At 69.5% G+C, this 23,759-nt stretch carries 22 protein-coding genes; 7 read left to right on the top strand and 15 right to left on the bottom strand.

Annotation, left to right across the window (positions count from 1 at the left end):
• Positions 1–35 precede the first annotated feature (35 nt).
• From JOD27_RS11610 to JOD27_RS11635, 6 genes are all read right to left on the bottom strand, one after another.
• Positions 36–1,067 carry a substrate-binding domain-containing protein gene (locus JOD27_RS11610; protein WP_204762185.1) on the bottom strand — a complete coding sequence of 344 codons (1,032 nt, stop codon included), beginning with the start codon at positions 1,065–1,067 and terminating at the stop codon, positions 36–38.
• A gap of 42 nt (positions 1,068–1,109) precedes the next feature.
• A complete protein-coding gene (locus JOD27_RS11615) occupies positions 1,110–2,138 on the bottom strand; it encodes an ABC transporter permease (RefSeq protein WP_204762186.1) in 1,029 nt (342 codons plus the stop codon).
• Positions 2,135–3,649 (bottom strand): sugar ABC transporter ATP-binding protein, encoded by a 1,515-nt coding sequence (locus tag JOD27_RS11620; RefSeq protein ID WP_204762187.1) that lies wholly within the window; start codon positions 3,647–3,649, stop codon positions 2,135–2,137. Before JOD27_RS11620 ends, JOD27_RS11615 begins: the two co-directional genes overlap by 4 nt.
• A gap of 237 nt (positions 3,650–3,886) precedes the next feature.
• Positions 3,887–4,453 (bottom strand): DJ-1/PfpI family protein, encoded by a 567-nt coding sequence (locus tag JOD27_RS11625; protein ID WP_204762188.1) that lies wholly within the window; start codon positions 4,451–4,453, stop codon positions 3,887–3,889.
• A 505-nt stretch (positions 4,454–4,958) separates the two neighbouring features.
• A complete protein-coding gene (locus JOD27_RS44800; protein WP_307830088.1) occupies positions 4,959–7,637 on the bottom strand; it encodes a ricin-type beta-trefoil lectin domain protein in 2,679 nt (892 codons plus the stop codon).
• A gap of 109 nt (positions 7,638–7,746) precedes the next feature.
• The gene (locus JOD27_RS11635; RefSeq protein ID WP_204762189.1) at positions 7,747–8,007 is read right to left on the bottom strand and encodes a hypothetical protein; all 261 of its coding nucleotides are present in this window, start codon (positions 8,005–8,007) and stop codon (positions 7,747–7,749) included.
• 338 nt (positions 8,008–8,345) lie between these two features.
• On the opposite strand from JOD27_RS11635, the gene JOD27_RS11640 reads away from it, so the two are divergent.
• A complete protein-coding gene (locus JOD27_RS11640) occupies positions 8,346–8,939 on the top strand; it encodes a class I SAM-dependent methyltransferase (RefSeq protein WP_204762190.1) in 594 nt (197 codons plus the stop codon).
• Between the two features lie 31 nt (positions 8,940–8,970).
• On the opposite strand, the gene JOD27_RS11645 is transcribed toward JOD27_RS11640, so the two are convergent.
• From JOD27_RS11645 to JOD27_RS11670, 6 genes are read right to left on the bottom strand one after another with little or no spacing between them, the layout of a single operon-like run.
• Positions 8,971–10,191, bottom strand: a complete 1,221-nt coding sequence (locus JOD27_RS11645) for a cation:proton antiporter (RefSeq protein WP_204762191.1) — start codon at positions 10,189–10,191, stop codon at positions 8,971–8,973.
• A 31-nt stretch (positions 10,192–10,222) separates the two neighbouring features.
• The gene (locus JOD27_RS11650; RefSeq protein ID WP_204762192.1) at positions 10,223–10,453 is read right to left on the bottom strand and encodes an anti-sigma factor family protein; all 231 of its coding nucleotides are present in this window, start codon (positions 10,451–10,453) and stop codon (positions 10,223–10,225) included.
• On the bottom strand, positions 10,450–11,067 hold the full coding sequence (locus JOD27_RS11655) for a sigma-70 family RNA polymerase sigma factor (RefSeq protein ID WP_307830089.1): 618 nt from the start codon (positions 11,065–11,067) through the stop codon (positions 10,450–10,452). Before JOD27_RS11655 ends, JOD27_RS11650 begins: the two co-directional genes overlap by 4 nt.
• A gap of 9 nt (positions 11,068–11,076) precedes the next feature.
• Entirely contained in the window at positions 11,077–11,781 is a 705-nt protein-coding gene (locus JOD27_RS11660) for a flavodoxin family protein (RefSeq protein WP_204762193.1), read from the bottom strand.
• Positions 11,778–12,206: an SRPBCC family protein gene (locus JOD27_RS11665; RefSeq protein ID WP_204762194.1), complete on the bottom strand. Its 429-nt coding sequence runs from the start codon at positions 12,204–12,206 to the stop codon at positions 11,778–11,780. Before JOD27_RS11665 ends, JOD27_RS11660 begins: the two co-directional genes overlap by 4 nt.
• A 13-nt stretch (positions 12,207–12,219) precedes the next feature.
• Positions 12,220–14,142: a thiamine pyrophosphate-binding protein gene (locus tag JOD27_RS11670; RefSeq protein ID WP_204762195.1), complete on the bottom strand. Its 1,923-nt coding sequence runs from the start codon at positions 14,140–14,142 to the stop codon at positions 12,220–12,222.
• A 75-nt stretch (positions 14,143–14,217) separates the two neighbouring features.
• Between JOD27_RS11670 and JOD27_RS11675 the strand changes: the two genes are divergently transcribed.
• Positions 14,218–14,823, top strand: coding sequence for a hypothetical protein (locus JOD27_RS11675; protein ID WP_204762196.1), 606 nt, complete (start codon positions 14,218–14,220; stop codon positions 14,821–14,823).
• A gap of 13 nt (positions 14,824–14,836) precedes the next feature.
• Here the strand turns inward: JOD27_RS11675 and JOD27_RS11680 are convergent, their stop codons facing one another.
• Entirely contained in the window at positions 14,837–15,085 is a 249-nt protein-coding gene (locus JOD27_RS11680; RefSeq protein ID WP_204762197.1) for a DUF4242 domain-containing protein, read from the bottom strand.
• 90 nt (positions 15,086–15,175) lie between these two features.
• Between JOD27_RS11680 and JOD27_RS11685 the strand changes: the two genes are divergently transcribed.
• The 4 genes from JOD27_RS11685 to JOD27_RS11700 all read left to right on the top strand — a co-directional run bounded on the left by JOD27_RS11685 (position 15,176) and on the right by JOD27_RS11700 (position 20,619).
• Positions 15,176–16,876 carry an AfsR/SARP family transcriptional regulator gene (locus tag JOD27_RS11685; RefSeq protein ID WP_204762198.1) on the top strand — a complete coding sequence of 567 codons (1,701 nt, stop codon included), beginning with the start codon at positions 15,176–15,178 and terminating at the stop codon, positions 16,874–16,876.
• 179 nt (positions 16,877–17,055) lie between these two features.
• Complete coding sequence (locus JOD27_RS11690) at positions 17,056–17,646, top strand: TetR/AcrR family transcriptional regulator (RefSeq protein ID WP_204762199.1); 591 nt, start codon at positions 17,056–17,058, stop codon at positions 17,644–17,646.
• Between the two features lie 23 nt (positions 17,647–17,669).
• Positions 17,670–19,616 (top strand): ABC transporter ATP-binding protein, encoded by a 1,947-nt coding sequence (locus JOD27_RS11695; RefSeq protein WP_204762729.1) that lies wholly within the window; start codon positions 17,670–17,672, stop codon positions 19,614–19,616.
• A 139-nt stretch (positions 19,617–19,755) separates the two neighbouring features.
• Positions 19,756–20,619 carry a nuclear transport factor 2 family protein gene (locus JOD27_RS11700; RefSeq protein ID WP_204762200.1) on the top strand — a complete coding sequence of 288 codons (864 nt, stop codon included), beginning with the start codon at positions 19,756–19,758 and terminating at the stop codon, positions 20,617–20,619.
• 5 nt (positions 20,620–20,624) lie between these two features.
• On the opposite strand, the gene JOD27_RS44805 is transcribed toward JOD27_RS11700, so the two are convergent.
• Positions 20,625–21,236, bottom strand: coding sequence for a TetR/AcrR family transcriptional regulator (locus JOD27_RS44805; RefSeq protein WP_204762201.1), 612 nt, complete (start codon positions 21,234–21,236; stop codon positions 20,625–20,627).
• A 133-nt stretch (positions 21,237–21,369) separates the two neighbouring features.
• Between JOD27_RS44805 and JOD27_RS11710 the strand changes: the two genes are divergently transcribed.
• Positions 21,370–22,977: an amidohydrolase gene (locus JOD27_RS11710; protein ID WP_204762202.1), complete on the top strand. Its 1,608-nt coding sequence runs from the start codon at positions 21,370–21,372 to the stop codon at positions 22,975–22,977.
• A 132-nt stretch (positions 22,978–23,109) separates the two neighbouring features.
• Here JOD27_RS11710 and JOD27_RS11715 read toward each other — a convergent pair whose 3' ends face one another.
• Positions 23,110–23,703, bottom strand: coding sequence for a TetR/AcrR family transcriptional regulator (locus tag JOD27_RS11715; RefSeq protein ID WP_204762203.1), 594 nt, complete (start codon positions 23,701–23,703; stop codon positions 23,110–23,112).
• Between the last annotated feature and the right edge of the window lie 56 nt (positions 23,704–23,759).

A 23,759-nucleotide genomic window follows, 5' to 3' on the forward strand; every position in this document is an offset into this window, starting at 1 on the left:
AGCATCGGTGCCGTCACAGTGGTTGTGCTCCTTTCTCAGGACTCGAAGGCGGTCGGCAGGTAGCGGTCGACGTTCTCCTTGGTGACGACCGGTGCGTACAGTTCGACCTGGCGGGGGACCTCCACCTCGACCAGGTCGCCGAGGCTCTTGCCCTGCACGGCGAGCCGAGCCAGCCGGATGCCGTCCGCGCCCTGGGTGGACGGGTAGACCACGGTCGCCTTGTGCGAGCCGTTGTCCGCCTTGATCTCCCGCATCACGTTCGCCGATCCGGCGCCGCCGACCATGAAGAACTCGCTGCGGCCGGAGTTCTTGATGGCGGCCGTGACGCCGACGCCCTGGTCGTCGTCGTGGTTCCAGATGGCGTCGATCTTGCGTGCGGCCTGCAGCAGGTTCGCGGCTGCCTTCTCGCCGCTCTCCACGGTGAACTCGGCCGCCACGCGGTTGCTCACCTTGAGCCCGCAGTTGGCGAGCGCCTCCGCGAAACCCTTGCTGCGGTCCTGGGTCAGCGGCAGCGAGTCGATGCCGGCGATCTCCGCGACCACCGCGTCGGAGCGGCCCTTGAGCTTCTCGCAGATGTAGGTGCCGGCGGACACGCCCATGCCGTGGTTGTCCCCCAGCACGGTGGAGCGCGCGGCGAACGGGCTGTCGAACTGGCGGTCGACGTTGATCACGGTGATGCCGGCCTTCATCGCCTTGAGCGCCACCGGGGTGAGCGCCGCGCCGTCGAACGGCAGCAGCACGATCGCGTCCACCTTGTCGTTGATGAACGTCTCCACCTGGCTGATCTGGAGGTTGACGTCGTTGGTGCCCTCGACGACGCGCAGCTCCACGTCGGAGTACTTGCCCGCCTCCGCCTTGGCGGCGTTGGTGATCGCGGCCATCCAGCCGTGGTCGGCGGCCGGCGCGGAGAAGCCGATGACGACCTTCTTGCCCGGCTCGTCGTTGGCGACCTTCACCCCGCCCTTGTCGCCGCTCTGGGTGTTCTGGGGCGTGTTGCCCGTGCACGCGGTGAGCGCGACGCCGAGTGTCAGCGCGGCTACGAGACGGGTTGTTCTCTTGTGTGGCATGGCTTTTCGGCTCCTCGGGTGGCAGCGGTCGTGGTCGCGGCGTCAGACGCCGCTGCGTCTGGCCAGCCGCTGCTGGAGGAGGACGGCGACCACGATGATCGCGCCCTTCGCGACGGCCTGGGCGGAGATGGAGAGGTTGTTGAGGGTGAAGACGTTCGACAGCGTGGTGAAGATCAGGACGCCGAAGACGGTGCCCGCGATCGTGCCGCGGCCACCGGACAGCAGCGTGCCGCCGATCACGACCGCGGCGATCGCGTCGAGCTCGTACAGCCCGCCGTGGGTCGCGCTGCCGGTCGTGGTGCGGGCGATGAGCATGACGGCGGCCAGTCCGCAGCACAGGCCGAGCAACGTGTAGAGCAGGACGGTGTGGCGCCGCACGTCGATGCCGGCCAGCCGCGCCGCTTCCGGGTTGCCACCCACGGCGAACGTCCGCCGCCCGAACGTGGTGCGGTTGAGCAGGACCCACCCGGCCGCCGCGACCACCGCGAAGATCACGACCAGCACCGGCACGCCGAGCACCGACGCGTCGAAGAACGCGGCGAAGCCCGGTACGTTCACGATCTGCGTCTTGCGGTTGGAGATGATCTCGGCGAGCCCGCGGGCGGCGGCCAGGCTCGCCAGGGTCGCGATGAACGCCACGACCCGGCCGTAGGCGATGAGCACGCCGTTGACCAGCCCGCACGCCCCGCCCACGGCGAGCGCGGTGAACACCATGACGATCCAGTGCGTGCTGTTGGCCAAGCCTTGTGTGGCGAGCGTCGTCGCCCACACCGAGGACAGCGCGACGATCGCGCCCACCGACAGGTCGATTCCACCGCCGGTGATCACGAACGTCATGCCGACGCTCACCACGCCGATCACCGCGGCCAGCCGAAGGATCGTGAGCACGTTGTCGACGTCGGCGAACCGGTCGCCGGCGGTGACCACCCCGGCCAGGCACAACAGGACCAGTGCCACGACAAGACCGGTGTTGCGTCCGGCCGCGGAGGAGAGCAGCGCCGAGACGGTGCTCTGCGACTCCTTCACGGGCACGGGTCTGTTCGTCGGGGTCACGGCGGTGTCCTCGCTCATGCGGCATGTCCTTCCATGACCAGGTCGAGGACCCGGGACTCGTCGATCTCGCCGGACGGTCCCTCGTGGACCACCCTGCCCTCGCACACCACCAGGACCCGGTCGGCCAGCCCCAGGACCTCCTCGACGTCGCTCGACACGACCACCACGGCCACTCCTCTGGCCGCCAGGTCGCGGATCAGCTCGTAGATCTCGCTGCGCGCTCCCACGTCCACGCCGCGGGTGGGCTCGTCCAGCAGGAGCACGCGGCACTCGCGCAGCAGCCACCGTGCGAGCACGACCTTCTGCTGGTTGCCACCGGACAGGCCCCGCACCACGCGGTCGACGCCGGGCGGACGGACGTCGAGCGCCTCGGTGAGCAGGCTCGAGCGCGCGCGTTCGGTGCGGTCGTCCAGAAATCCGAAGCGGGCGAACGACGGCAGCGACGAGACCGTGATGTTGCGGTACACGGCCTGGTCCAGCAGCAGTCCCTGGCTCTTGCGCTCTTCCGGGCAGAGGCCCATCCCCGCGCGGACGGCCGCTCCGACGCTCCCCGGCCGCAACTTCCTGCCCTCGACCTCGACGGTGCCTTCCGCCGGTTTCCGCGCACCGTAAATGGTTTCCAGGATCTCCGAGCGACCCGACCCGACGAGCCCGGCGAGCCCGACCACCTCACCCGCGCGGACGGTGAGGTCCACGCCGCTGAAGCGGTCGCCGTCGGCCAGTCCCCGCACCACCAGCACCTCCGGCGCCGCCGGGTCGACCGGTTCCCTGTGCGGGAACACGTTCTCCAGCACACGCCCGGTCATCAACCCGATCAGCTCGGAGGTCCTGACCTCGCGGGCCGACAGGCCCGTCGCGACGGTGCGGCCGTCCTTGAGCACGGTCACCCGGTCACCGATCTCGCGGATCTCCGCCATCCGGTGCGAGATGTAGACCACGGCCACGCCGTGGGCGGTCAGCTCGCGGATGACCCCGAACAGGATCCGCACCTCGTCCGGGTCCAGCACGGCCGACGGCTCGTCCATGATCAGCAGCTTGCTGTCCAGTGACAGCGCCCTGGCCATGCTCACCACCTGCTGGTGAGCCACGGAAAGCCGGCCGACGTCACGGTCCGGCGGGATGTCGGGATGGCCCAGCCGGTCCAGCAGCGCACGGGTCCGGCGGCGCGCCTCCGCCCGCCGGGTGAAGCCCATTGTGGACAGTTCGTGACCGAGGAACACGTTGTCGGCCACCGACAGGCCCGCCACCAGATCCAGTTCCTGGTACATGGCAGCCACACCGCTGCGCATCGCGGCGGTCGGACTGCCGAACTCCGCGATCTCACCCTGCCAGCGGATCTCCCCCTCGTCCGGCCGGTGCGCCCCGGACAGCACCTTGATCAGCGTCGACTTGCCCGCCCCGTTCTGCCCGAGCAGACAGTGCACCTCACCCGCGCGGACCTCGAAGTCCACGCCCTGCAACGCCATCACGCCGGGAAAGCGTTTCACCAGTCCGCTGACCGACAGCAGTGGAGTCGACGTGACCGTCATCCGGTCACTCCGGCCCACGGGCGAACCAGGGCGCGGTCACGCCTGGGCGAGCTCACCATTGAGTCCTCCGAGCCCCGATAATTGCTGCGACAGCAGGGAATTCGACCTCACGGACCGTCAAGGTAATGAGCCGCTTTTCGCACGGTCAAGGTCGTGGCGGTGTCACATATCGGCCAATTTTTCCCTTGACCAGCGGGCTCCCGGCAGGCGTTCGACGCGATCATCCATTGTGGACGATCAGCTCCGCTGGACGTCCTGCTTCGCCAGCACTCGGAGGAACGCACGTGACCACTGGGGCAGGTCGGGCCAGCCGCGGCAGGACACCATCGCGCCGTCCACGACGTCCGGCGCGTCGGCGAAGGTGCCACCGGCCAGCTCCACGTCGGCCTTCAGCGGCGGGTACGCGGCCGTCGTGCGACCGCGCAGGAGCCCCAGTGCGGCCGGGACCTGCGCGCCGTGGCAGATCGTGCCGACCGGGAGCTCGTGAGCGAAGAAGTACGCGACGATCCTGGCCACGTCCGGGTCCGTGCGGATGTACTCCGGCGCGCGGCCGCCCGGAATCACCAGCCCGTCGAACTCCTCCGGACGCACGTCCGCGAACGCCAGGTCCACGGGCAGCCGGCGACCGGGTTTCTCCGTGTAGGCGTCACATCCGGGTTCGAAGTCGTGCACCACCAGCTGCACCGGACGTGTCGTGGGCGCGGCCACGACCACCTCGTGGTCGTCCTCCCGCAGCCGGAACAACGGGTACATCGAGTCGAGTTCTTCCGCGGCGTCCCCCGCCAGCATCAGCACTCGCGCCATGCCCGGTCCTCACCGCGAAAGGCATGGCGTGAAGCGCTTTTGAGAGTATGAGACAGCGTTGTCACAGGTACTCCTTGAATCGAACACGCGAAGCGCGCCGACACAGAACGCGATTAGTACGACAGTTTCTACGGTAGGACCCGCCGTTAGTACGGTCAATAGGTAGTACATGTGGCCTGGATGAGTCGGACTAGTCCGATGGAAACAATGCCCAGCGCCGATCAGCCGAACATCGGACGCCTCACCTCGCACGTCGCCGATCGCGGCATGCGCCTTGACCACCTCTGCGACGTGGTCGCCGACCCGTGGCCTTCAGGCGCACAGGGGCCCGGCGGTCTCCTGGCGCACCAGCCGCCATATTTGTATTACTCATTTCGAACCCAACGCAACCGACCTGCGATAGATTGATCAGTCTTATGCCGTTCGATTGTCCGCGGCACCACAGTGGACGGTCCGAAAGGGAGTGTGCTGGGGCCGGGCGGTGTTGTCCCGGCCCCGAGCCGGTTCAGGTGCGCAGGCTCCATTGCTGGTTGGCGCCACTACCGCAGGTCCAGAGGATGATCCTGGTTCCGTTGGCGGTGCCTGCGCCGTTGGCGTCCATGCACAACCCAGACTGCACACCCGTGATCGTGCCGTTGGCGTTCACGTTCCACTGCTGGCTGGTCTGGCCGTTGCAGTCCCAGATCACCACGGCGGTGCCGTTGCCAGTGCCTCCGTTGTTCGCTGCCAGGCACTTGTTGCCGTACACCTGCAGCTGCTTGCCCGCCGTGTAGGTGAAGCGCTGGTTGGTGCCGCCGTGGCAGTCCCACAGCTGCGCCTGGGCGCCGTTGGCGGTGCTCGATCCGCTGATGTCGACGCACCGGCCGGACTGGCCGCCCACGATCGTGCTGCCCTGCTGACCACCGCCGCCCTGCCGCCGGACGAGCGACTTCGACTCGGCCGACCGGTTTCCCTGCGCGTCGAGGACGTAGAGCCGGTAGTCACCGGCGGTGGTCGGTACGTCGATCGTCGTCGCCGTCCCGCTCGCCTTGGTCATCGTCGGGCCGACGGCGAAGTTCGTCGTGCCCAGTGGAGCCAGCCAGACGGTCCTGGTCGCGTCGCCGATGCTCCGGATCGGAATCGACGACACCCCTGCGCCGACGAAGGTGCTGTCGGGCAAAGCGTAGTCGGGCCGCGAGAAATTGCTCTGCGGGATGACATCCCGATAGGCGTCCTCCAGACCGGAGTTCACGGCGATGCTGTGGGCCGCCGCCGGCCAGACGTAGTCGGAATAGACGAGGATGTCCTGGATGGTGCTGTTCGGCAGGTTCTTGTTGGAGACCTTGTTGACCGGACCGTACGTCTGCGTGATGTTCAGGTCGTGCTTGCGTCCGAAGTCGTCGGAGTTGATGAGCCACGTGACGTTCTTGTCGACGCTGAGGACGTTGTCGCGGAAGGTGATGTACGCCGATCCTTCGTCCGGGTGAAGTCCGTACTTGTGTCCGGACGGGACGCCCTGGAAGTAGTTGTTGGTGATCGTGGTTCCCGGCTGGCTGCCGAGCGTGTAGATGGGGGCCGTGTCGTTGAGGCGCTGGACCGTGTCGATGATGTGGTTGTAGCTGATGTTGTTGTTCCGCGCCGTGGTCGTCGGCCGGTTGGGTGCGACGGAGCCCGATGAGCCGTCGAAGTTCCACCAGCCCCAGCCGAGCGTGATGCCGTTCCACGGGGCCTTTTCGATCCGGTTGTGCTGCACGGTCAGGCTGTCGGCGAAGTACGCCGAGATGGGGCTGTGCCCGTTGAACAACACCGCGCTGTCGTAGAGGTAGTTGTTCTTGATCTCGATGTTCTTCGGAAGCCCTTCGACCTGCGCGGTGTACTTCTCGCGGTTCGTCGGGGTGTGGTCCCCGATGTAGACGTGCTGCGGATGGCCCACCGTGATGGCGGACCCGGCGATGTCGTTCGTGTAGTTCCCGATCAACTGCGTGTTCTGCACGTCGTTGACCATGTTGATCCCGTCGACACCGGTGTGCTGCACCCGGTTGCGGAGCAGCGCGATCCCGTCTGCGTTCTCCAGCTGGATGATGCCCGGCGCGGTGTCGACGTTGCGGTAGTAGTAGACGTGGAAGTTGCCCTTGACGTACACGGTGTTGCCGAGGTTGCCCTGCTGGGCCTGTTTGAACGAAGAGCCGGCCACGGTGAACAGGTTCCAGTCCGAGTGCTGCACCGTGAGGCCGGAGAACACGATGTTGCGCACGTGGTTGGCCGTGGACGTGCCGGCGACCCGAAGCAGCGTGGACACGTTGTTCGGCGCATAGACCGTCGCGGTCGTCATGTTCTCGGAGTCGGCCTTGTAGTAGTAGACCGTTTGACTCGACTTGTCGAAGTAGAACTCGCCCGGCGAGTCCAGGAACTCGTAGGCGTTCATGAACTTGTGACTTCCACCGGACTGGAAGTTGCCGTTGAACGCGCCTTGCGCGATGGCCGCACCCGGTTGCTGGAACAGCGCGACACGGTTGGCGCCGTCACTGCTGATCTGGCGGACTCCGGCGATGGCCGTCGTCCAGGTCGTCGCCGTCTCGATTTCGATGTCGTCCGGATTGCGGGAAATGGCGGGCAGATCGGACAGGCTGTACTTGGCGCCGTCGCACTGCGAGCCCGACTCCAACGCCCATGGAGCCTGCCCGGCGGTGACGTTGTACGTGCCGTAGCACCCCTGCGAGTTGATCGTCTTCGTCGCCATGAAGGCACGCTTGTCGTTGACGTAGAGCGCCCGAAGTTTGTTGCTGCGGCTGAGCGGAGCCTTCCAGATGCTGCCGCTGTGCTGCGTCCAGCCGGTCACCTGCACGCCACCGCTCAGCACCGGCGTCTCGTTCTGGTACGCGGAATAGATGACCCGGTACCCGTTCGTGCCCGAGTCGCTCGGCGTGAAATCCACCGTGCTGCCTATCGGGTAGTTCCCACCACGAAGGTAGACCTGGATGTCCCCGGACATGTTCGCGTTCACCGCCCTGACGGCGTCCCGCGCACGCGGCAAGGTTTTGAACGGGGCCGTGATCGTCCCCGGATTCGCGTCATTTCCGTCGGGAGCGACGTAATACGTTTCCTGGACGGCGGCCGCGGCGCGCGGTTGGTCTGCCGTGATCGGCAGCAGTGCGGCGGACACCAGCACCGCAAGGGCTGACAACGACCTCATGGCTGCTCTCACGTTGCTCTCCCTCGTTCGCGAGCAGACTGGCCGAACGTCACCTTCCAGGAAGCCGGGCGGCACCGGGGAGCAGTGGCAGATATCTGCCACAGTTGTCAGCCTGGCGACTTCACCCGCGACGAGCGGGAACCGCCGACGCCGTCCGTGCCGACGCCACGCGGTGCGTTCTCGATCCGGCCGGCGCACCCGCCCCGGCCTGGACCGTCACACCGACCGCGACACCCCACCAGCCCACGCCCACGGCCAACGGCCACCACACGGACTCGACGGCGGCGAGCAGCACGTTGCCCACCGCGCAGGACAGCAGCACGAGCACCGCTCCGACGAGCACCGCCCGCGCGCCGCGACTCGTCAGGCCCCGCTCAGCCATGACAACTCCTCGCATCCCCCGCTGCGGGTGTATCGCCCACTCTGTTGTGCCCTGTTACCGAAAGTGGTGAGGGTGCAACTTCTTTGGCGGCGGATGGAAGTTCTCCCGTCGACGGCAGGATTCTGGCGAGCCGCGCCTCGACCGCCTTCGGATCACCGGCGGTCGCCTGACGGAACCTCTGCGAGGAGGCGAGGGACAGCAACCACCAGGCGGCGGCCTCGGTGTCGAGGTCCGCACGAACCTCCCCCGTCCGCGTGGTCGAGGAGGCACCCGCGAAGATCGCGCCCACGGCGCCCGCACTGTGCACCCGGTGCAGATGCTTGCGACAAACTGCGGGCATGACGAGCGAAGTGCGCGACTTCTGGGACCAGCACGCGGCGACTTTCGACCAGGAACCGGACCACGGGCTGCTCGACCCGGAGGTGCGTGCCGCGTGGGCCGCGGTGCTCCTGCCCCTGATGCCGAGCGGTCCGGTGTCCGTCGTCGACCTCGGGTGCGGGACGGGCAGCCTGTCCGTGCTCCTGGCGCAGGCAGGGCACGAGGTTCGTGGCGTGGACCTCTCACCCCGCATGGTCGCCGCCGCGCGGGCGAAGGCGAACGCAACCGGGGTCGCCGCGGCGTTCGTCGAGGGCGACGCCTCGCAGCCTCCTTGCGCACCAGGCGCCTGCGACGTGGTGCTGGCCCGGCACGTGCTCTGGGCGCTGCCCGACCCCGCTGCCGCGCTGCGGCGCTGGGTCGGCCTGCTCAAGCCCGGCGGCCTGCTCGTGCTCGTCGAGGGACGCTGGTCGACAGGCGCCGGCCTGACCTCCGCCGAGTGCCGGGCGCTCGTGCTGGAGGTTCGCCGGGAAGCCGAGGTCACCCGGCTGGACGATCCGGCACTGTGGGGGCGCCCGATCGATGACGAGCGCTACCTGCTGGTGAGCCGGGCCTGATCAGGAGCCGGACGGGTGCAAGGCTTTCCGATCAGTCACCGACGGTAGGAAGGTTGGTTACCTCACGTGCACCCTCGTTCGTCTGGTCTGGGTCGCGAGTCGACAACAGGCCTACCGCGCCGGCCGGGAACAGCAGCACCGACAGCAGCCCTGCGCAGGTGAGCGCGGCGGCCGTGACCGGGGACATCAGCCCGACGGCCACACCGATCTGAGTGGCCGTGACGATGAACGGCAACGAGGTCGCCTGCAGCAGCGCCACAGCGAAGACGTCACGGCGCGGCAGCGAGCGCACGTGCAGGAACGCGGGCAGTCCGCGGGCGAGCAGCAGTGCGACGAGGAACAACGGGACCCGTGCGAGCGCCCCGGCGTCGGCGAGCAGGCCGCCCAGGTCGAGCCGCAGACCGCTGGTGACGAAGAAGACCGGGATGAGGAAGCCGTAGCCGACGGCCTCCAGCTTGATCCGGAACCGCGGGTGCGACGTCGTGTCCCGGTCGATCACGCCCACCACGACCCCGGCGAGGAACGCGCCGAGGATGCTCTCCAGCCCCAGCTCCTCGGCCAGCGCGACGAACGCCACGAGCAGCACGACGGCCGCGCGCACCCGGATCTCCGCGGTGGTGTCCTGCAACCGGAACAGCGCGTCCGCGAGGCGGCGTGACCTTCCGGCGAAGACGATCACCAGGCCGGTGAGCACGACCAGTCCCGCGAACAGGCCGAGCAGGCCCACCCGTCCGCCGAGGCCTCCACCGGACATCGAGAACGCCAGCGACAACAGGATGATGGCCGCGAAGTCCGCCACGGACGCACCCGCGATGGCGACCTGTCCCGCGTCGCCGTCGACGCGGCCGGCGTCCTTGAGTACGGGGACGATCAGCCCGAGCGAGGTCGCCGACAGCGTGACCGCCAGCAGCAGCGGGCTCTGCACCCAGCCGGCCGCCTGGAAGGCGAACCCGGCGGCGAGGCCGACCGCGAGCGTGACGACGTAACCGAGCAGCGCCTGGCCGCTCAGCCGGTGCACGTCGATCTCCAGTCCCGCGAGGAACAGCAGGAACGCGAGCCCGAGCAGCGCGACGATCTGCACCGGTAGGTCGATCTCCACCCAGCCGAGCCCCGAGGGCCCGACGACGATCCCCGCGACGATCTCCAGGACGACGGCCGGCACGCGCAGTGCGGGTGCGAGGCCGAGCAGCAGTGGTGCCGTCAGCGCGATGGCGGCGACGATCAGCAGGTTGACGAACTCCACATCCGGCATGGGAGTTCAGTGCCGGTGTGCCCGCCGGACGTTACGCCCGCGGGAAGTTCCGGAACGCCTCCAGCAGCCGGTCGCGCGTGTCGCCGGACAGAGTCTCCGGCGGCAGTTCGCCCAGTTCGGCGATGGTGATGCGGAACTGGTCGAGGTAGCGCTCGCAGCCGGGGCACTCGGCGAGATGGGCGACGAAGTCGCGTTCGGTCTCCTCGTCCAGCGCGCCCTCCAGGAACGCGGTGACGAGCTCGACGAACTCCTCGCAGGTCATGCCGCTCCCCCCAGGTACTTCTCGACGTGTGCGCGGACCGCCGCGCGGCCGCGGTGCAGCAGCACCCGCTGGTTGGCCGCCGAGATCTCCAGCATCGCGCACACCTCGTCCGACGTGTGACCGTCGACGTCGCGCAACGTCACCACGACGCGTTGCCGTTCCGGCAGCTCGTCGAGTGCCCGCGCGACGACGTGGCGAAACTCGTCGCCGAGCACCCACGGCTCGGGAAACTCCTGCCAGTGCCCCGGATAGGCGTCATCGGGCCCGCGGAACCGGTCCGGGTCCACGGTCGGGCCACCGTCCGGCTCCAGGCTCGTCCACGGCACCGTGCGCTTCTCCTTGACACCCCGTTTCTTCGCCGTGTTGACGAGGATCCGGTACACCCACGTGCGCAACGACGAGGCGCCCTGGAACCCACCGACGCCGCGGATCACGGCGAGCCAGGTGTCCTGGACGACCTCCTCCGCGGAAGCGTCGGTGGACACGAACGACCGGGCCAGCCGCAGCATCGACGCCGACCAGCTGTCGAGCAGCCGCGCGAACGTCGCCTCGTCACCGGACCGGAGTCCGGCGACGAGGACGTCGTCCGCGGGCAGCATCCGGACAGAATCCACATGGGAAATCTACCGGTACTCGGGGTTGTCGAAGTCGTAGCGACATCCCGCGTCCCACCCGGAGCGCTGGTTTCCGTGCGCCGGGATCCCGCCCGCGTCCTTGAGCATGCGGGCGACGTGCAGCAGGTTCCACGTCATGAACGTGGTGTTCCGGTTCGTGAAGTCGTTCTCCGGCCCGCCCGATCCGGGGTCCAGATAGGACGGTCCGGGCCCTGCCTCACCGATCCAGCCCGCGTCGGCCTGCGGCGGGATCGTGTAGCCGAGGTGCTGCAAGCTGTAGAGGATGTTCATGGCGCAGTGCTTCACGCCGTCCTCGTTGCCGGTGATCAGGCACCCGCCGACGCGGCCGTAGTAGGCGTACTGGCCGGCGTCGTTGAGCAGGTGCGAGCACGCGTAGAGCCGTTCGATCACCTGCTTGGTCACCGAACTGTTGTCGCCCAGCCAGATCGGGCCCGCGATCACCAGGATGTCGGAGGCCATGACGCGTTCGTAGATCTCCGGCCAGGCGTCGGTCGCCCAGCCGTGCTCTCTCATGTCCGGCCACACGCCGATCGCGATGTCGTGGTCGATCGCCCGCAGCACCTCGACCTGCACGCCCTGCTTCTCCATGATCGCCCGGCTGACGTCCACCAGGCCCTCGGTGTTGCTGCGATCCGGCGAACGCTTCAGGGTGCAGTTGATGAACATCGCCTTGAGGTCGCTGTAGTCGGTCATGCGAAACGCTCCTTCAGCGCGGTCAGGCCCGGCAGGAAGATCCCGTCGCGGACCTGGGAGATCACCTGGGACTCGTCGGTCGCGTCGCAGTCGAAGTCGGCCGTCCACTCGACCAGCGACATGGTGTCGGACGCGGGCCTCACCCGCAGGCCGGAGACGTAGCCGCGCACGGGCAGTCCGGCGGTGTCCTCGAACGCGTACCGGGTGCTGCGCTCGGCGTCGTCCAGGGCGACGAGCCGTTCGCGGTGCCCGCCTGCCGCGGGGAAGACGCGGACGGCGCCCACCCGGTCGGCGGGGTCACCGCCTTCGATCTTCGCCTCCGGGAGTAACGGATGCCAGGAGCCGATGGCGGAGAAGTCCCGCACCAGCTCCCACACCTCCTCGGCGGGGGCGTCGAGCACAGCGCTGGTCACGATTCTGGGCATGCGGATGCTCCTCCTAGAGCAGTTCGGCGTCCTGTTCGACGCACAACAAGGCCGGTCCATCGGTGGTGAAGAGCTCGGTCATGGCTTCGTCGAGCTGGTCGCGCCGGTCGACGCGGATGCCGGTCGCGCCGCAGAGCCGGGCGTACGCGGCCCAGTCCGGGTTGTGCAGCGAGGTGTGCCAGACCGGGTAGTCCTCGGCGAGCTGCTCCTTGCTGATCTTGCCGAGGGCGTTGTTGTTGAGCAGCACGTGCTTGATCGGGATGCCGTACTTCACCGCGGTAGTCAGCTCGGTGGCGTACTGCCCGAACCCGCCGTCACCCGTGACGGCGACGATCGGGCGGCCGGGCGCGGCGGCCCACGCGCCGATCGCGGCCGGGTACCCGAAGCCGATCGACCCGAGATAACCCGACATGAGCACCGGCTGCCCCTTGGACTCGAGGTAGCGGCCGAGCGAGTACGCGTGGTTGCCGACGTCCACGGTGACGATCGCGTCGGCGCTCAGATGCTGTGACAGCGCGGCGAAAACCGCCGCCGCGGACACGCCACGACCGCGGTCGTCGGCAGCGCGCCGGGACTTCTCGTGCCGCCAGATGTCCCACCGAGCGGCGACATCGGGCCGTTGGTCGGTCGACTTCACCTCGTCCAGCTCGTTCACGAGTGCGGTGAGCGTGAGCGCCGCGTCACCGAGCACGTCACAGGTCACCGCGTCGAAGCGGCCGATCGCGGCGTGGTCGTCGTCGATCTGCACGATCGGCTTGTACGGCGCGATTCCCGTGTGGTTGGCGAACGAGGCGCCGACCACCACGAGCAGGTCGGACTCGTTCATCAGCCAGCTCGCGACCGGCGTGCCGCTGCGGCCGAGCACGCCGCCCGCGAGCGGGTGCGAGTCGGCGACGACCCCCTTGGCCTTGAACGTGGTCAGCACCGGCGCGTTGAGGCGTTCCGCGAGCATCCGCACCTCGGTGCGGGCCGCCCACGCGCCGTGCCCGGCGATCAGCACCGGCCGGCGAGCGTCCCGGATCAGTGCCGCCGCTCTGGACAAGGCCGCGTCGTCCGGTCGCGTCCGCCGATCGGACAACCTGCCGTCCGGCATCCCGGCCTTCGCCTCCGACGGCAGCACCTGCACCTCGTCCGGCAGCACGAGGTGCGCGACGCCGCGTCCGTCGATCGCGTGCTTCACCGCCAGGGCAGCGAGTTCCGCATGATCGCTTCCACTGTGGACGGTCGTGGTGGACACGGCGACGTCCTTGAACACCGCGGAGAGGTCGACGTCCTGGAACGCACCACGGCCGAGCACCTTCGACGGCACCTGGCCCGAAATGGCAATGACGGGTGCCTGGTCGAGCTTCGCGTCGTAGAGACCGGTGAGCAGGTTGGTCGAGCCCGGTCCGGCGATCGCGAAGCACGCGGCGGGCCGGCCGGTGAGTTTGCCGTACGCGCCGGCGGCGAACGCGGCCGCGCCCTCGTGCCGGATGCCGACGTAGGTCAGCTCACCGCGTTCCTCCGCGCGGCGCAACGCCTCGGCGAACCCGAGGTTCGAGTGGCCGACCATGCCGAACACGTGCGTGACACCGTGCGCGACCAGCGTCTCGACCATGACGTCCGCGACGGTGCGTGGCCGCACCTCCAGCTCCGGCAGCTCGACGTAGACGCCGTCCTCGCGTTCCTCGACCTCGAACGCCGGGACCCCGTCCGAGAATCCCGCGGGTGGCTTGCCCGTCAGCGGGTGGTAGTCGTAGCCGTGCCAAGGGCAGCGCAGCCAGCCCTTCTCGATCGCGCCCTCCCCCAGCGGACCGCCCTGGTGCGGGCACCGGTTCTCCAGTGCCCCCAGCCCGGCACCGCACCGCGACAACGCGACGGTCCGTCCGTCCACGACGACACTGCGCACCCGCCCGTCCTCCGGGACGTCAGCGGGATCCACCCGATGCCACGACATGTAACGCCTCCTCGGTGAGCCGACACTGAGGACTCAGTTCCCGCAGCCGTGACCGGCGTTACACGAGGAGACGACATGACTTTCGAGACGACCCGCCGCGCACTGCACGGCATCGCCGAACTGGTCCTCGCCGGACCGCAGTACGACCGCAGCGGCACCATCCGGCTGCGCATCAGACCCGGCGGCTTCGGCACCGTCGCCGAACCCGACCTGCGCATCGACGGCGACCAGCTCGTCACCGACGGCGTGCGCCTGCCGCTCAAGGGCACGTGCGGCGACCTGGCGGCCGGCGCGGGAGTGCGCCTGCGCGCGCTCGGCGACGTCTACCGCGACGGCTCCGGCGTCACCCCCGACGAGCAGCTCGACATCGACCCGTCCGCTGCCCGGCTCATCGCCGACGCCTTCGCCGAAGGCGACCGGGCGCTGCGGGAGTTCGCCCCTGACCAGACGCCGGTCCTCTGGCCGGAGCACTTCGACCTCGGCATCACCCTCGACGAGGTCAACTACGGCGTCTCCCCCGGCGACGGGCACTTCGCCGAGCCCTACGCCTATGTCGGCCCTTGGCGGCAACGCACCGGATCGTTCTGGAACACGGCGTTCGGCGCCGCGTACCCGCTCACGCGGCTCGACTCGATCGTCGGGTTCTTCCGCGACGGCCGTGCGGAAACCGCCAAGGGCTGACGCCGCCGGAGGTCTACCCCTGCACGACCGGGTAGATCTCGTCGGCGACCAGACCGTGCGCCTCGCGGTGCACTCTGTGCGCCGCCTCCGCGTCCGGGGCCTCCACCAGGCAGAACACCTTGCCCGCCTGGTCGTCGACCCAGTAGTGCAGGTAGCGCACGCCGTACTGGTCCTGGGTGCGCAGGTCGGCCTGGTGGGCTTCCGCCACGTCCTTCGCGCTGGCGCCGTCGGGCAGTTGATTGTGGACATCCATGAACAGCATGGCGTTCCTCCTCTTGCGACTCTGTGCGGCGAGGTTAGGCAGCGGAGCGTTCCCCGAGCGTTCCCGCGGCGGCCGACGTAAGGTCGGGCCATGCCTGCCACCTGCCAGGTGCGTGTACTCGGCGGGTTTGGCGTCACCGTGGACGGCAGCCCTGTCCCCAGCCATGCCTGGCGCAGCCGCAGAGCCGCCGACGTGGTGAAACTGCTGGCGCTCGAGAACGCGCATCGGCTGCACCGCGAACAGGTCATGGAGCTGCTGTGGCCCGACCTGCCCGTCGAGGCGGCCGGCGCGAACCTGCGCAAGGCCGTGCACTACGCCCGCCGGGCGCTCGGCGGGCCCGGCGCGATCGCCGTCGAGGGTCACGTACTGGTGCTGTGGCCGGGCGGGCGCCTGGACTGCGACCTCGACCGGTTCGACCGAGCCGCGGACGTCGCGCTGGCCTCTGGCGACGCGCGGGCGTGTGCCGAGGCGGCCGCGACCTACAGCGGTGACGTGCTGCCGGACGACCGGTACGAGTGGTGGGCGGAGGAACGACGAACCAAGGCGAGGACCCACTACATCGCGCTGCTGCGGGCCGCCTGTGACTGGACCCGGTTGCTGGAGCTCGACGAGACCGACGAGGAGGCGCACCGCGCGCTGATGCGGCGCCACCTCGCGGCCGGGCGGCGCCGGGAAGCGTTGCGCCAGTTCGAACAACTCCGCGAGGCGCTGCGGGAACGCATCGGTGTCGGACCGGACGCCGAGACGGTCGCGCTCTACGAGACCGTGCTGGCCGAGGGGGCCGAGCCGCCGTCGGTGCGGCAGACGGTGGCGGTGACCCTCGCCAACGGACTGGTCGCCTGGGGCCGCCGCAACATCGAGGAAGCCGAACGGCTCGCCAAGAGGGCACGGGCGCTGGCACTGGACGCGAACCTCGGGCACGAGCTGGGCGAGGCGTCCACGCTGCTCGCGCTCGTCGCCTACGCGAAAGGCACGTGGCACCAGCAGTTCCGGCGGGAGTTCGCCGACTCCGTCCGGCGCTCGGCGAGCCTGGAAGGCGCCGTGTTCGACGCCCACCTGTGCTTCCAGGAGTTCTACCTCTACGGACCGGAAGGCCACGAGGGCGCGGAGTCGTTCGGCCGCGACCTGCTCGGCATCGCCTCCGAGGCCGACTCGGCTGCCGGCCGGGCACTGGCGCACCTGCTGCTCGGCGAGCTCGCACTGCTGTCCGGCCACCTCGACGAGGCGTCCGCCTACCTCGACCGGTCGCTCACGGACGCGGAGCGGGCAGGATGCCTCTCGGCCCAGAGCATCGCGCTCGAACGTGCCGCGGAAGCGCACATCCGGCGGGGCGACCGCAGCACCGCCGTCGCGCTGCTCGACCGCGCGATGCCGCTCGCGCACGCGTCGGGCATCCGGTCTCACCTCGTCATCCGAATCCACGGACTGCGCGTGCTCGCCGGCGGGCTCGTCGAGGCACTGGGCGCGGTCCGCGACGGCGAACGCCTGCTCGCCGAGGCGGCCCACGTGTGCGATCCGTGCTCGATGGCGTTCCGGATCGAGGCGGCACGGGCCTGCGCGCGGGCGAACGACCTGAGCCGGGCCCGGCAGCACCTGGCGGAGGCGGAACGGATCAGCGGGCTGTGGCAGGGCGGCCCGTGGTCGGCAGCGCTCTGGGAGGTCAGGGCCGAACTGCGCGGGGCGGCCGGGCAGACCGCCCAGGCCGCCGCGTTGTACCTCGAAGCGGCCGAGCTGTACGCCACCCTGCACCGGCCGATCGAGGAGAACCGCTGCCGGGCGGCCGCCCGCTGAGTCAGTCGCGAACCTTGCGGCGCACCAGAACCACGGCACCGGCCAACACCTGCAGGATCAGCGCACCAGCGAGCGTTGAACGCGACCGCCAAGGTCGCGCTCGCTTGACGGAGTGAGCGCTCACTCCGCACCATGGGTGCATGACACCAGCACCCGAAACCCGGCGCAGAGCGCCGAGCATGAGCGTCGAGGAGCGGCGCGCCATGATCGTGCACGCGGTGCTGCCGCTCCTGATGGAGCACGGCGCGAACGTGACGAGCAGCCAGATCGCCCGCGCCGCCGGCATCGGCGAAGGCACCATCTTCCGTGCGTTCAAGGACAAGGACGAGCTGTTCGACGCCTGCACGGCCGAGGCGCTCAGGCCCGATCACGTGCTCGACGCGATCGCCGAGATCCCCGTCGACCAGCCCTTGGCGGACCGGCTCGTCGAAGCGGCCGACGCGCTCGGCGCGCATCTCGAGCGGATGGGCGCGCTGATGGGCGCGCTGCACGCGTCCGGCCGGCCCAGGCACCGTGATCACGGACAGCGTCTCAAGGATCAGGGCGGCACGTGGAAGGGCGGGCGCCGTGAGTCGATGGCCGCCATCCGCGGGGCGATGGTCGAGCTCTTCACGCCGGAGAAGGATCGGCTGCGGCTGCCGCCAGAGCAACTCGCCGCCCTCTTCCTGACGTTGTTGTTCGGCGGTCGCCGGCTGGCGCCCGACGTCGACCCGCCCACCACGCGCCAGGTGGTCGACTTCTTCCTGCACGGCGCCATGGGGGCCGAATGATCCCGGGCGGCGGGGGCGGCGGCATGGAGTTCATGCTGAGCCGGCGCGGCCGTCGGCGGCACGCGACCACGGTGCCGGACAGCGGGCTCACCGGACCGGTCGACATTCCCGAACCGAAGCAGGAGGACGGACCGAAGGACCTGCGCTCCCGCCTGAAGCGCGCGAAGACGTCGGTGGCGGGCACCGTCCGCGGTCTGCCGAAGGTCGCGAAGCTGACGTGGCAGGCCAGCCCGATCCTCACCGTCATGCTGGCGCTGATCACGCTTTTGTCGGGACTCCTGCCGACCGTGACCGCGTACGTCGCGAAGCTGCTGCTGGACTCCGTCGTCGCGGCGATCCAGCACACCGGCACCACCGGTGACATCGTGAACATCGCGTTGTTGCAGTTCGGCGTGCTCGCCGCGACCGCGATCAGCAGCGCGCTGACGTCGATCGCGCAGTCGCTGCTGCAGGAGCGCATGACGCTGACCATCCGCCACCAGGTGATGGCGCACGCCAGCGAACTGCACCTCGCGTACTTCGAGGGCTCGTCGTCGTACGACATGCTGCGTCAGGCCGCGCAGGAGGCGCCGACACGGCCGCTGTCGATGATGAACTCGGCGCTGGGGCTGCTGCGGACGCTGATCACGTTCGGCAGCATGGTCGCGCTGCTCGTCTCGATCAGCCCGCTGCTGGCCCTGGTCGCGCTGGTGGCGCCGATCCCGGCGTTCATCTCGCAGTCGAAGTACGGCTCGCGCGCGTTCTGGCTGACGTTCGTGATGTCGCCGATCAAGCGGCGAATGGATTATCTGTCCTCTTTGGTCACAACGGACACCTACGCCAAGGAGACGAAGCTGTTCGGGCTCGGCCCGTACTTCGTCGACCGGTTCCGCCGGCTCGGCACCGTCTCCTACGAGCGCCAGCGGAAGCTGACGATCAACCGCAACATCAGCTCGACGTCCTGGGGGCTGCTGAGCACGCTCGCGGGCTCGGCGATCACGTTGTACATCGCGCTGGAGTCGGTCGGCGGCCGGCTCACGCTGGGAGACTTGGCGCTGTACACGGCCGCGGCGGCGTCCGTCCAGACGTCGGTGTCCGGGCTGTTCACGGCGTTTTCCGGGATGTACGAGAACAACCTCTACCTCGACACGCTGTACCGGTTCCTGGACACCAAGCCGGAGATCACGGCGCCGGCGTCGCCGCGGCCGATGCCGTCCACAGTGGAGGGTCACATCGAGTTCGAGTCGGTGACCTTCAGCTACCCCGGCTCCGAGGAACCCGCGCTGGACGACGTGAGCTTCGAGATCCGGCCCGGCGAGACGGTCGCGGTGGTGGGCCGCAACGGCGCGGGCAAGTCGACGTTGTTCAAGCTGCTCTGCCGGCTCTACGACCCGACCGGCGGCCGCATCCTGCTCGACGGCGTCGACATCCGCGACTACGACCCCGTCGAGCTGCGCACGCGGATCAGCGCGATGTTCCAGGACTACGTGACGTACCAGGGCACGGCCGCGGAGAACATCGGCCTCGGCGACCTGACGCGGCTCGAGGACCGGCCGCACATCGAGGACTCCGCCCGCCGGGCCGGCGCGGACGAGCGGATCGAACGGCTGCCACGGGGTTACGACAGTCCGCTCGGCCGGTGGTTCGACCAGGGGGTCAGTCTCTCGGGCGGCGAGTGGCAGAAGATCGCGCTGGCCAGGGCGTTCCAGCGGGAGGCGCCGATCCTGGTGCTCGACGAGCCGACGTCGGCGCTCGACGCACAGGCCGAGCACGACCTGTTCGCGCGGCTGCGCGAGCTGTCGGAAGGCCGGACCACGCTGTACATCTCGCACCGGTTCTCCACCGTGCGGCAGGCGGAACGGATCCTGTTGCTGGAGCACGGGAAGGTCGCCGAATACGGGACGCACGAGGAGCTGATGGCGGCCAAGGCCGGGTATGCCGAGCTGTTCACGCTCCAGGCGAAGGCGTATCTGGACGAGGTGGCCAACTGAGACGTTCCGCACGCGCTTGTGGTTAAGGCGTTAATCGCTCACCCTACCGGGCGTCCGCGGCCGGACGATCTTCGAGTTCACAGACGTGTCTCATGTGGACAGTCGTCCGGCCCCTCCCGATCGCACACAGGAGACCCGAATGGGATACGCCCGGCAGACCCTTCCCTGGTTCGCCGTCCTGGCCTTGTTCACGACGGCGTGCGGCGGCGCGTCCGGCACCGCCCCCGCGGCGGACTCGTCGACGGCGTCCGAGGCGCAGAACAAGACGCTCGTCCTGCGCCTGTACTCGGAGGCGTTCAACCAGAACAAGACCGACGTGGTGCGGGAGCTCATCGGATCGGACTACGTGCAGCACGACAAGTCCGTGCCCGGTGGAGCCGACGGTCAGGTCAAGCAGTTCCAGGACCTCAAGGCGAAGATCCCCGGCGCGGTGGCGACGGTCAAGCGCACGGCCGCCGATCACGACCTGGTGGCCGTGCACTGGCACGCCTCGGCGACTCCAGCGGACGAGGCGACCGGCGAGGCCAAGATCGACCTGTTCCGCGTGGGCAACGGGAAGCTGGTCGAGCACTGGAGCATCACGCAGACCGTGCCTGCCACGACGGCCAGCGGCAACTCCCTGTTCAGCGACCAGTACCAGTACCGGAACGGGGTGCCGAGCCTGTCCGAGGAGCAGGAGGAGAAGAACCGGACGTTCGCGGTCGAGGCCTACCGCAAGCTCTCCGACGGGGACGCGACCGTGATCGACACCAGCTGGGACCCGCGGTACTACCAGCACAACCCGGCGGCCGCGAACGGAACGGAGCCGCTCAAGCAGTTCATGCAGCAGCAGGGCGTCACCCAGTCCACCCCGGCCGCCGGCCGCACCCAGTTCGGCAACACCCTGGCCGACAGCGATCTCGTGTGGGTCTTCAGCTCCGACTACGTCGTCGCGGACATCTTCCGCGTGGTCGACGGAAAGATCATCGAGCACTGGGACGTCGTCGCGGACGGCCAGCAGTAGCCTCCTCAGCCGGAGGAGAGCCGGTGCCGCAGCGAGGCGACGAGTGCTTCCAGGCCAAGGTCGAAAGCCTCGTCCGCCCGCTTGCGCCCGGCCGGCGCCGCCCTGATCGCTTCGGCGAGTACGGGCAGGTCGTCGCGGTCGACCCGCCACACGTCGTCCGGTGCCGCGAGGTCGAGAGCCGATCCCAGCGCATAGGCGTCGAGAACGCTGATCCAGAGCACCACCTCTCCGACGGGCACCCCCGCACGCCGCAGCAGTGTCGCGACCTGCTCGTAGCCGAGCAGCACCGAGCCCGCGGTCATCGTCTGCTCGTTCAGCAACGGGATCAGGCCGGGGTGCTCGGCGAGCGCACACCGGTAGTCCCGCATCCACCGGGTGATCTGCTCGCCCCAGTCGGTTCCGTCCAGCGGGGGTGGTTCGATCACCGCGACCAGCCGTTCGCGCAGTGCCTCGACGATCGCCGCCCTGCCCGGCAGGTGGTGGTAGATCGAGGAGGCGCTCACGCCGAGCCGCTCGGCCAGATCGGCCATCGTGAGCCGGCCGGTGGCGTCGACGCACGCCAGCGAGGCGTCGAGGATCACCTCGGTCGAGAGCAGCCGTTTCCGTCGTTGTGCCACCAAGTCCTCCACTGCGTCGGGCGCCACCGAGCGTAGGCATCGACGAGTTCCTTGACCTTCCCGACGGGCCACCGCATCCTTAAACGAATGCTATTCGGTTAAGAGACCCGCACCCCTGCCGAAGGGAACCCGCGTGAACCCGGACCTCGTCGTCTGCGCCGGCACCGTCCACACCCTCACCGGCGACGACCGCCCGGTCCAGGCGATCGCCGTCCAGGACGGCGTCGTCACCGCGACCGGCACCCGCCGCGACGTCCGCGACTGGCGCGGACCGCGGACCGAGATCGTCGACCTCGGCGACGCCACCGTGACCCCCGGGTTGATCGACGGGCACACCCACCCGGTGATGGGGCTGCAGCTCACCGCCGACGTCGACCTGTCCGCCGCCCGTTCCCTCGACGAGGTGCGGCATCTGCTCGCTGCCGCGGCCGCGGACAGGGCGCCGGGCGAGTGGATCCAGGCGTGGGGCCTCGACCCCAACGTCTTCGGCGGCCGACCGATCACCAGCGCACCGATCGAGGCCGCGGTCGGTGGCCGACCGGCGTTCGTGCGGCTGTTCGACGCGCATTCCGCGCTGGCCACCCCGGCCGCGCTGCGGATGGCGGGCGTCGACGGCCCGCGGCGGTTCGCCCAGCGATCGAGCGTGGTCTGTGACGAACACGGCCACCCGACCGGCCTGCTGCTGGAGTCCGCCGCCATGGACCTGGTCACCGCGCATGCCCCGAGGGAACCGGTCGCCGTCCGTGCCGCCCGGCTGCGCGCGCTGCTCGGCGAAATGGCCGCCACCGGGCTCACCGGTGGCCACGTCATGGACCTGCTGAGCGACAGCGCCGAAGTCGTCGCCGCCGCGGAGGAACTCGGTGAACTCCCGCTGCGGCTGCGGTTCGCGCCCTGGTGCGATCCCGGTGTCGACGCCGACGGCCTGGCCCAGCTGATCGAGCTCCAGGGACATGGCGGACGCCGCTGGGAGGTCGGTGGCGTGAAGTTCTTCGTCGACGGCACCATCGACAACGGCACCGCGTGGCTGGAGGAGCCCGACTCGCACGGCGAGTCGACCGACAGCTTCTGGACCGACCCCGCCGCTTTCACGAAGGCCGTGCGCACCCTGGCCGCGGCCGGCGTCCCGACGGCGACCCACGCCATCGGCGACGCCGCCGTCCGCCACGTCCTGGAAGCCCTCGACGGACTCGGCCGCACCGCGACGGCACCTCACCGCGTCGAGCACATCGAGACGTTGCCCACCGACCTGATCGACCGGTTCCTCCGGCAGGGGGTCGTCGCGAGCATGCAGCCGACCCACTGCCACTTCACCAGGGCCGACCACACCGACAACTGGTCGGTGCGCCTCGGCAGCGAACGGGCCGGCCGAGCCTGGCGCTGCCGCGACCTGCGCGACGCCGGAGTCCCCGTCGTCCTCGGCTCCGACTGGCCGGTCGCCCCGTTCGACCCGCGCCGGGTCCTCGCCGCGGCCCAGCTGCGCCGTCCGGCAGGCGAGCCCGGCGTCCCACCCGTGCAGCCGCGACAGGGACTCACCCCGCTGATGGCGCTCGAGGGCTGCACGCGCCTCGCCGCCGAGGCCGCCGGCCGCACCGGGACGATCACCGCCGGAGCACCGGCCGACCTCACGGCGTTCACGCTCGACCCCTTGCGCGCCGATCCCGACGAGCTGGCCGACGCGCCCATCGCTCTCACCGCGGTGGCCGGGACGGTGGTCCACCGAGAGGCGGCACTCGCCGGGTGAGCGCGCCTGTCCGTCCACAGTGGAGCGAGCCCGGTCAGGACCGGCGGTGGGCCCGCCCGGCTTCGGCTCGCACCCGGATCTGGCCGATGACCGTCTGAACGGCCGTCAGGAAGTTCGCTTTCCTGCGGCGTATCAACGACTCCGGCTGAGCCCGCCCGCGCCGGCGGCGGGCAGCAACGCCTTCACGTGCTCCCACGCCTTGTCGACGGTCAGCGTGGTGTCGCCCGTCAGCAAACTCACGCTCAGCCCGTCGATGAGGGCGAACACGCGCTGCGTGAGCGTGTCGACGTCGTCGGTCAGCTCGCTGAGGATCCGGCTGATCGCGGAGCGCCAGACGGCGTCGAACTCGAGCTGGGCCTCGCGCAGGGCGGGTTCGTGCATCACCCGCGGCCACAGCTCGACCCAGAGCAGCCAGCGCGGGTCGCCGACGAAGCGCGGGAAGTTGAGCAGGCACACCTGGCGCAGTCGTTCCTCGGCCGGGCGGTCGGACTCCACCACGAGCGCCAGCTCCTTGGCCAGCTCGTCCTCGCTCCAGCGCAGCAGTTCGAGGAGCAGGCCGTTCTTGCTGCCGAAGTAGTACGAGAGGTGACCGGCGCTGGTATCCAGGCGGCGCCCCAGCTCGGAGAGGCTCAGTTCGGCCAGGCCGCGCTCGGCGAGCAGCGCCCACGCCTCCTGCATGACCCGCTCACGCGGACGCTCGAGCCGGCTGAACTTCTGCTTGGTCACCTCTTGACTCTAGCGACGCCGTGCCTCATGTTTGCCCAACACACAGTTTGAAAGGC

The organism is Lentzea nigeriaca, assembly GCF_016907955.1.
Taxonomy (GTDB): domain Bacteria; phylum Actinomycetota; class Actinomycetes; order Mycobacteriales; family Pseudonocardiaceae; genus Lentzea; species Lentzea nigeriaca.

Bases quoted from the DNA above. Each gene is read 5' to 3' on its own strand.
- JOD27_RS11610 (WP_204762185.1), bottom strand. From the start codon at position 1,067: ATGCCACACAAGAGAACAACCCGTCTCGTAGCCGCGCTGACACTCGGC.
- JOD27_RS11615 (WP_204762186.1), bottom strand. From the start codon at position 2,138: ATGAGCGAGGACACCGCCGTGACCCCGACGAACAGACCCGTGCCCGTG.
- JOD27_RS11620 (WP_204762187.1), bottom strand. From the start codon at position 3,649: ATGACGGTCACGTCGACTCCACTGCTGTCGGTCAGCGGACTGGTGAAA.
- JOD27_RS11625 (WP_204762188.1), bottom strand. From the start codon at position 4,453: ATGGCGCGAGTGCTGATGCTGGCGGGGGACGCCGCGGAAGAACTCGAC.
- JOD27_RS11635 (WP_204762189.1), bottom strand. From the start codon at position 8,007: ATGGCTGAGCGGGGCCTGACGAGTCGCGGCGCGCGGGCGGTGCTCGTC.
- JOD27_RS11640 (WP_204762190.1), top strand. From the start codon at position 8,346: ATGACGAGCGAAGTGCGCGACTTCTGGGACCAGCACGCGGCGACTTTC.
- JOD27_RS11645 (WP_204762191.1), bottom strand. From the start codon at position 10,191: ATGCCGGATGTGGAGTTCGTCAACCTGCTGATCGTCGCCGCCATCGCG.
- JOD27_RS11650 (WP_204762192.1), bottom strand. From the start codon at position 10,453: ATGACCTGCGAGGAGTTCGTCGAGCTCGTCACCGCGTTCCTGGAGGGC.
- JOD27_RS11660 (WP_204762193.1), bottom strand. From the start codon at position 11,781: ATGACCGACTACAGCGACCTCAAGGCGATGTTCATCAACTGCACCCTG.
- JOD27_RS11665 (WP_204762194.1), bottom strand. From the start codon at position 12,206: ATGCCCAGAATCGTGACCAGCGCTGTGCTCGACGCCCCCGCCGAGGAG.
- JOD27_RS11670 (WP_204762195.1), bottom strand. From the start codon at position 14,142: ATGTCGTGGCATCGGGTGGATCCCGCTGACGTCCCGGAGGACGGGCGG.
- JOD27_RS11675 (WP_204762196.1), top strand. From the start codon at position 14,218: ATGACTTTCGAGACGACCCGCCGCGCACTGCACGGCATCGCCGAACTG.
- JOD27_RS11680 (WP_204762197.1), bottom strand. From the start codon at position 15,085: ATGCTGTTCATGGATGTCCACAATCAACTGCCCGACGGCGCCAGCGCG.
- JOD27_RS11685 (WP_204762198.1), top strand. From the start codon at position 15,176: ATGCCTGCCACCTGCCAGGTGCGTGTACTCGGCGGGTTTGGCGTCACC.
- JOD27_RS11690 (WP_204762199.1), top strand. From the start codon at position 17,056: ATGAGCGTCGAGGAGCGGCGCGCCATGATCGTGCACGCGGTGCTGCCG.
- JOD27_RS11695 (WP_204762729.1), top strand. From the start codon at position 17,670: ATGGAGTTCATGCTGAGCCGGCGCGGCCGTCGGCGGCACGCGACCACG.
- JOD27_RS11700 (WP_204762200.1), top strand. From the start codon at position 19,756: ATGGGATACGCCCGGCAGACCCTTCCCTGGTTCGCCGTCCTGGCCTTG.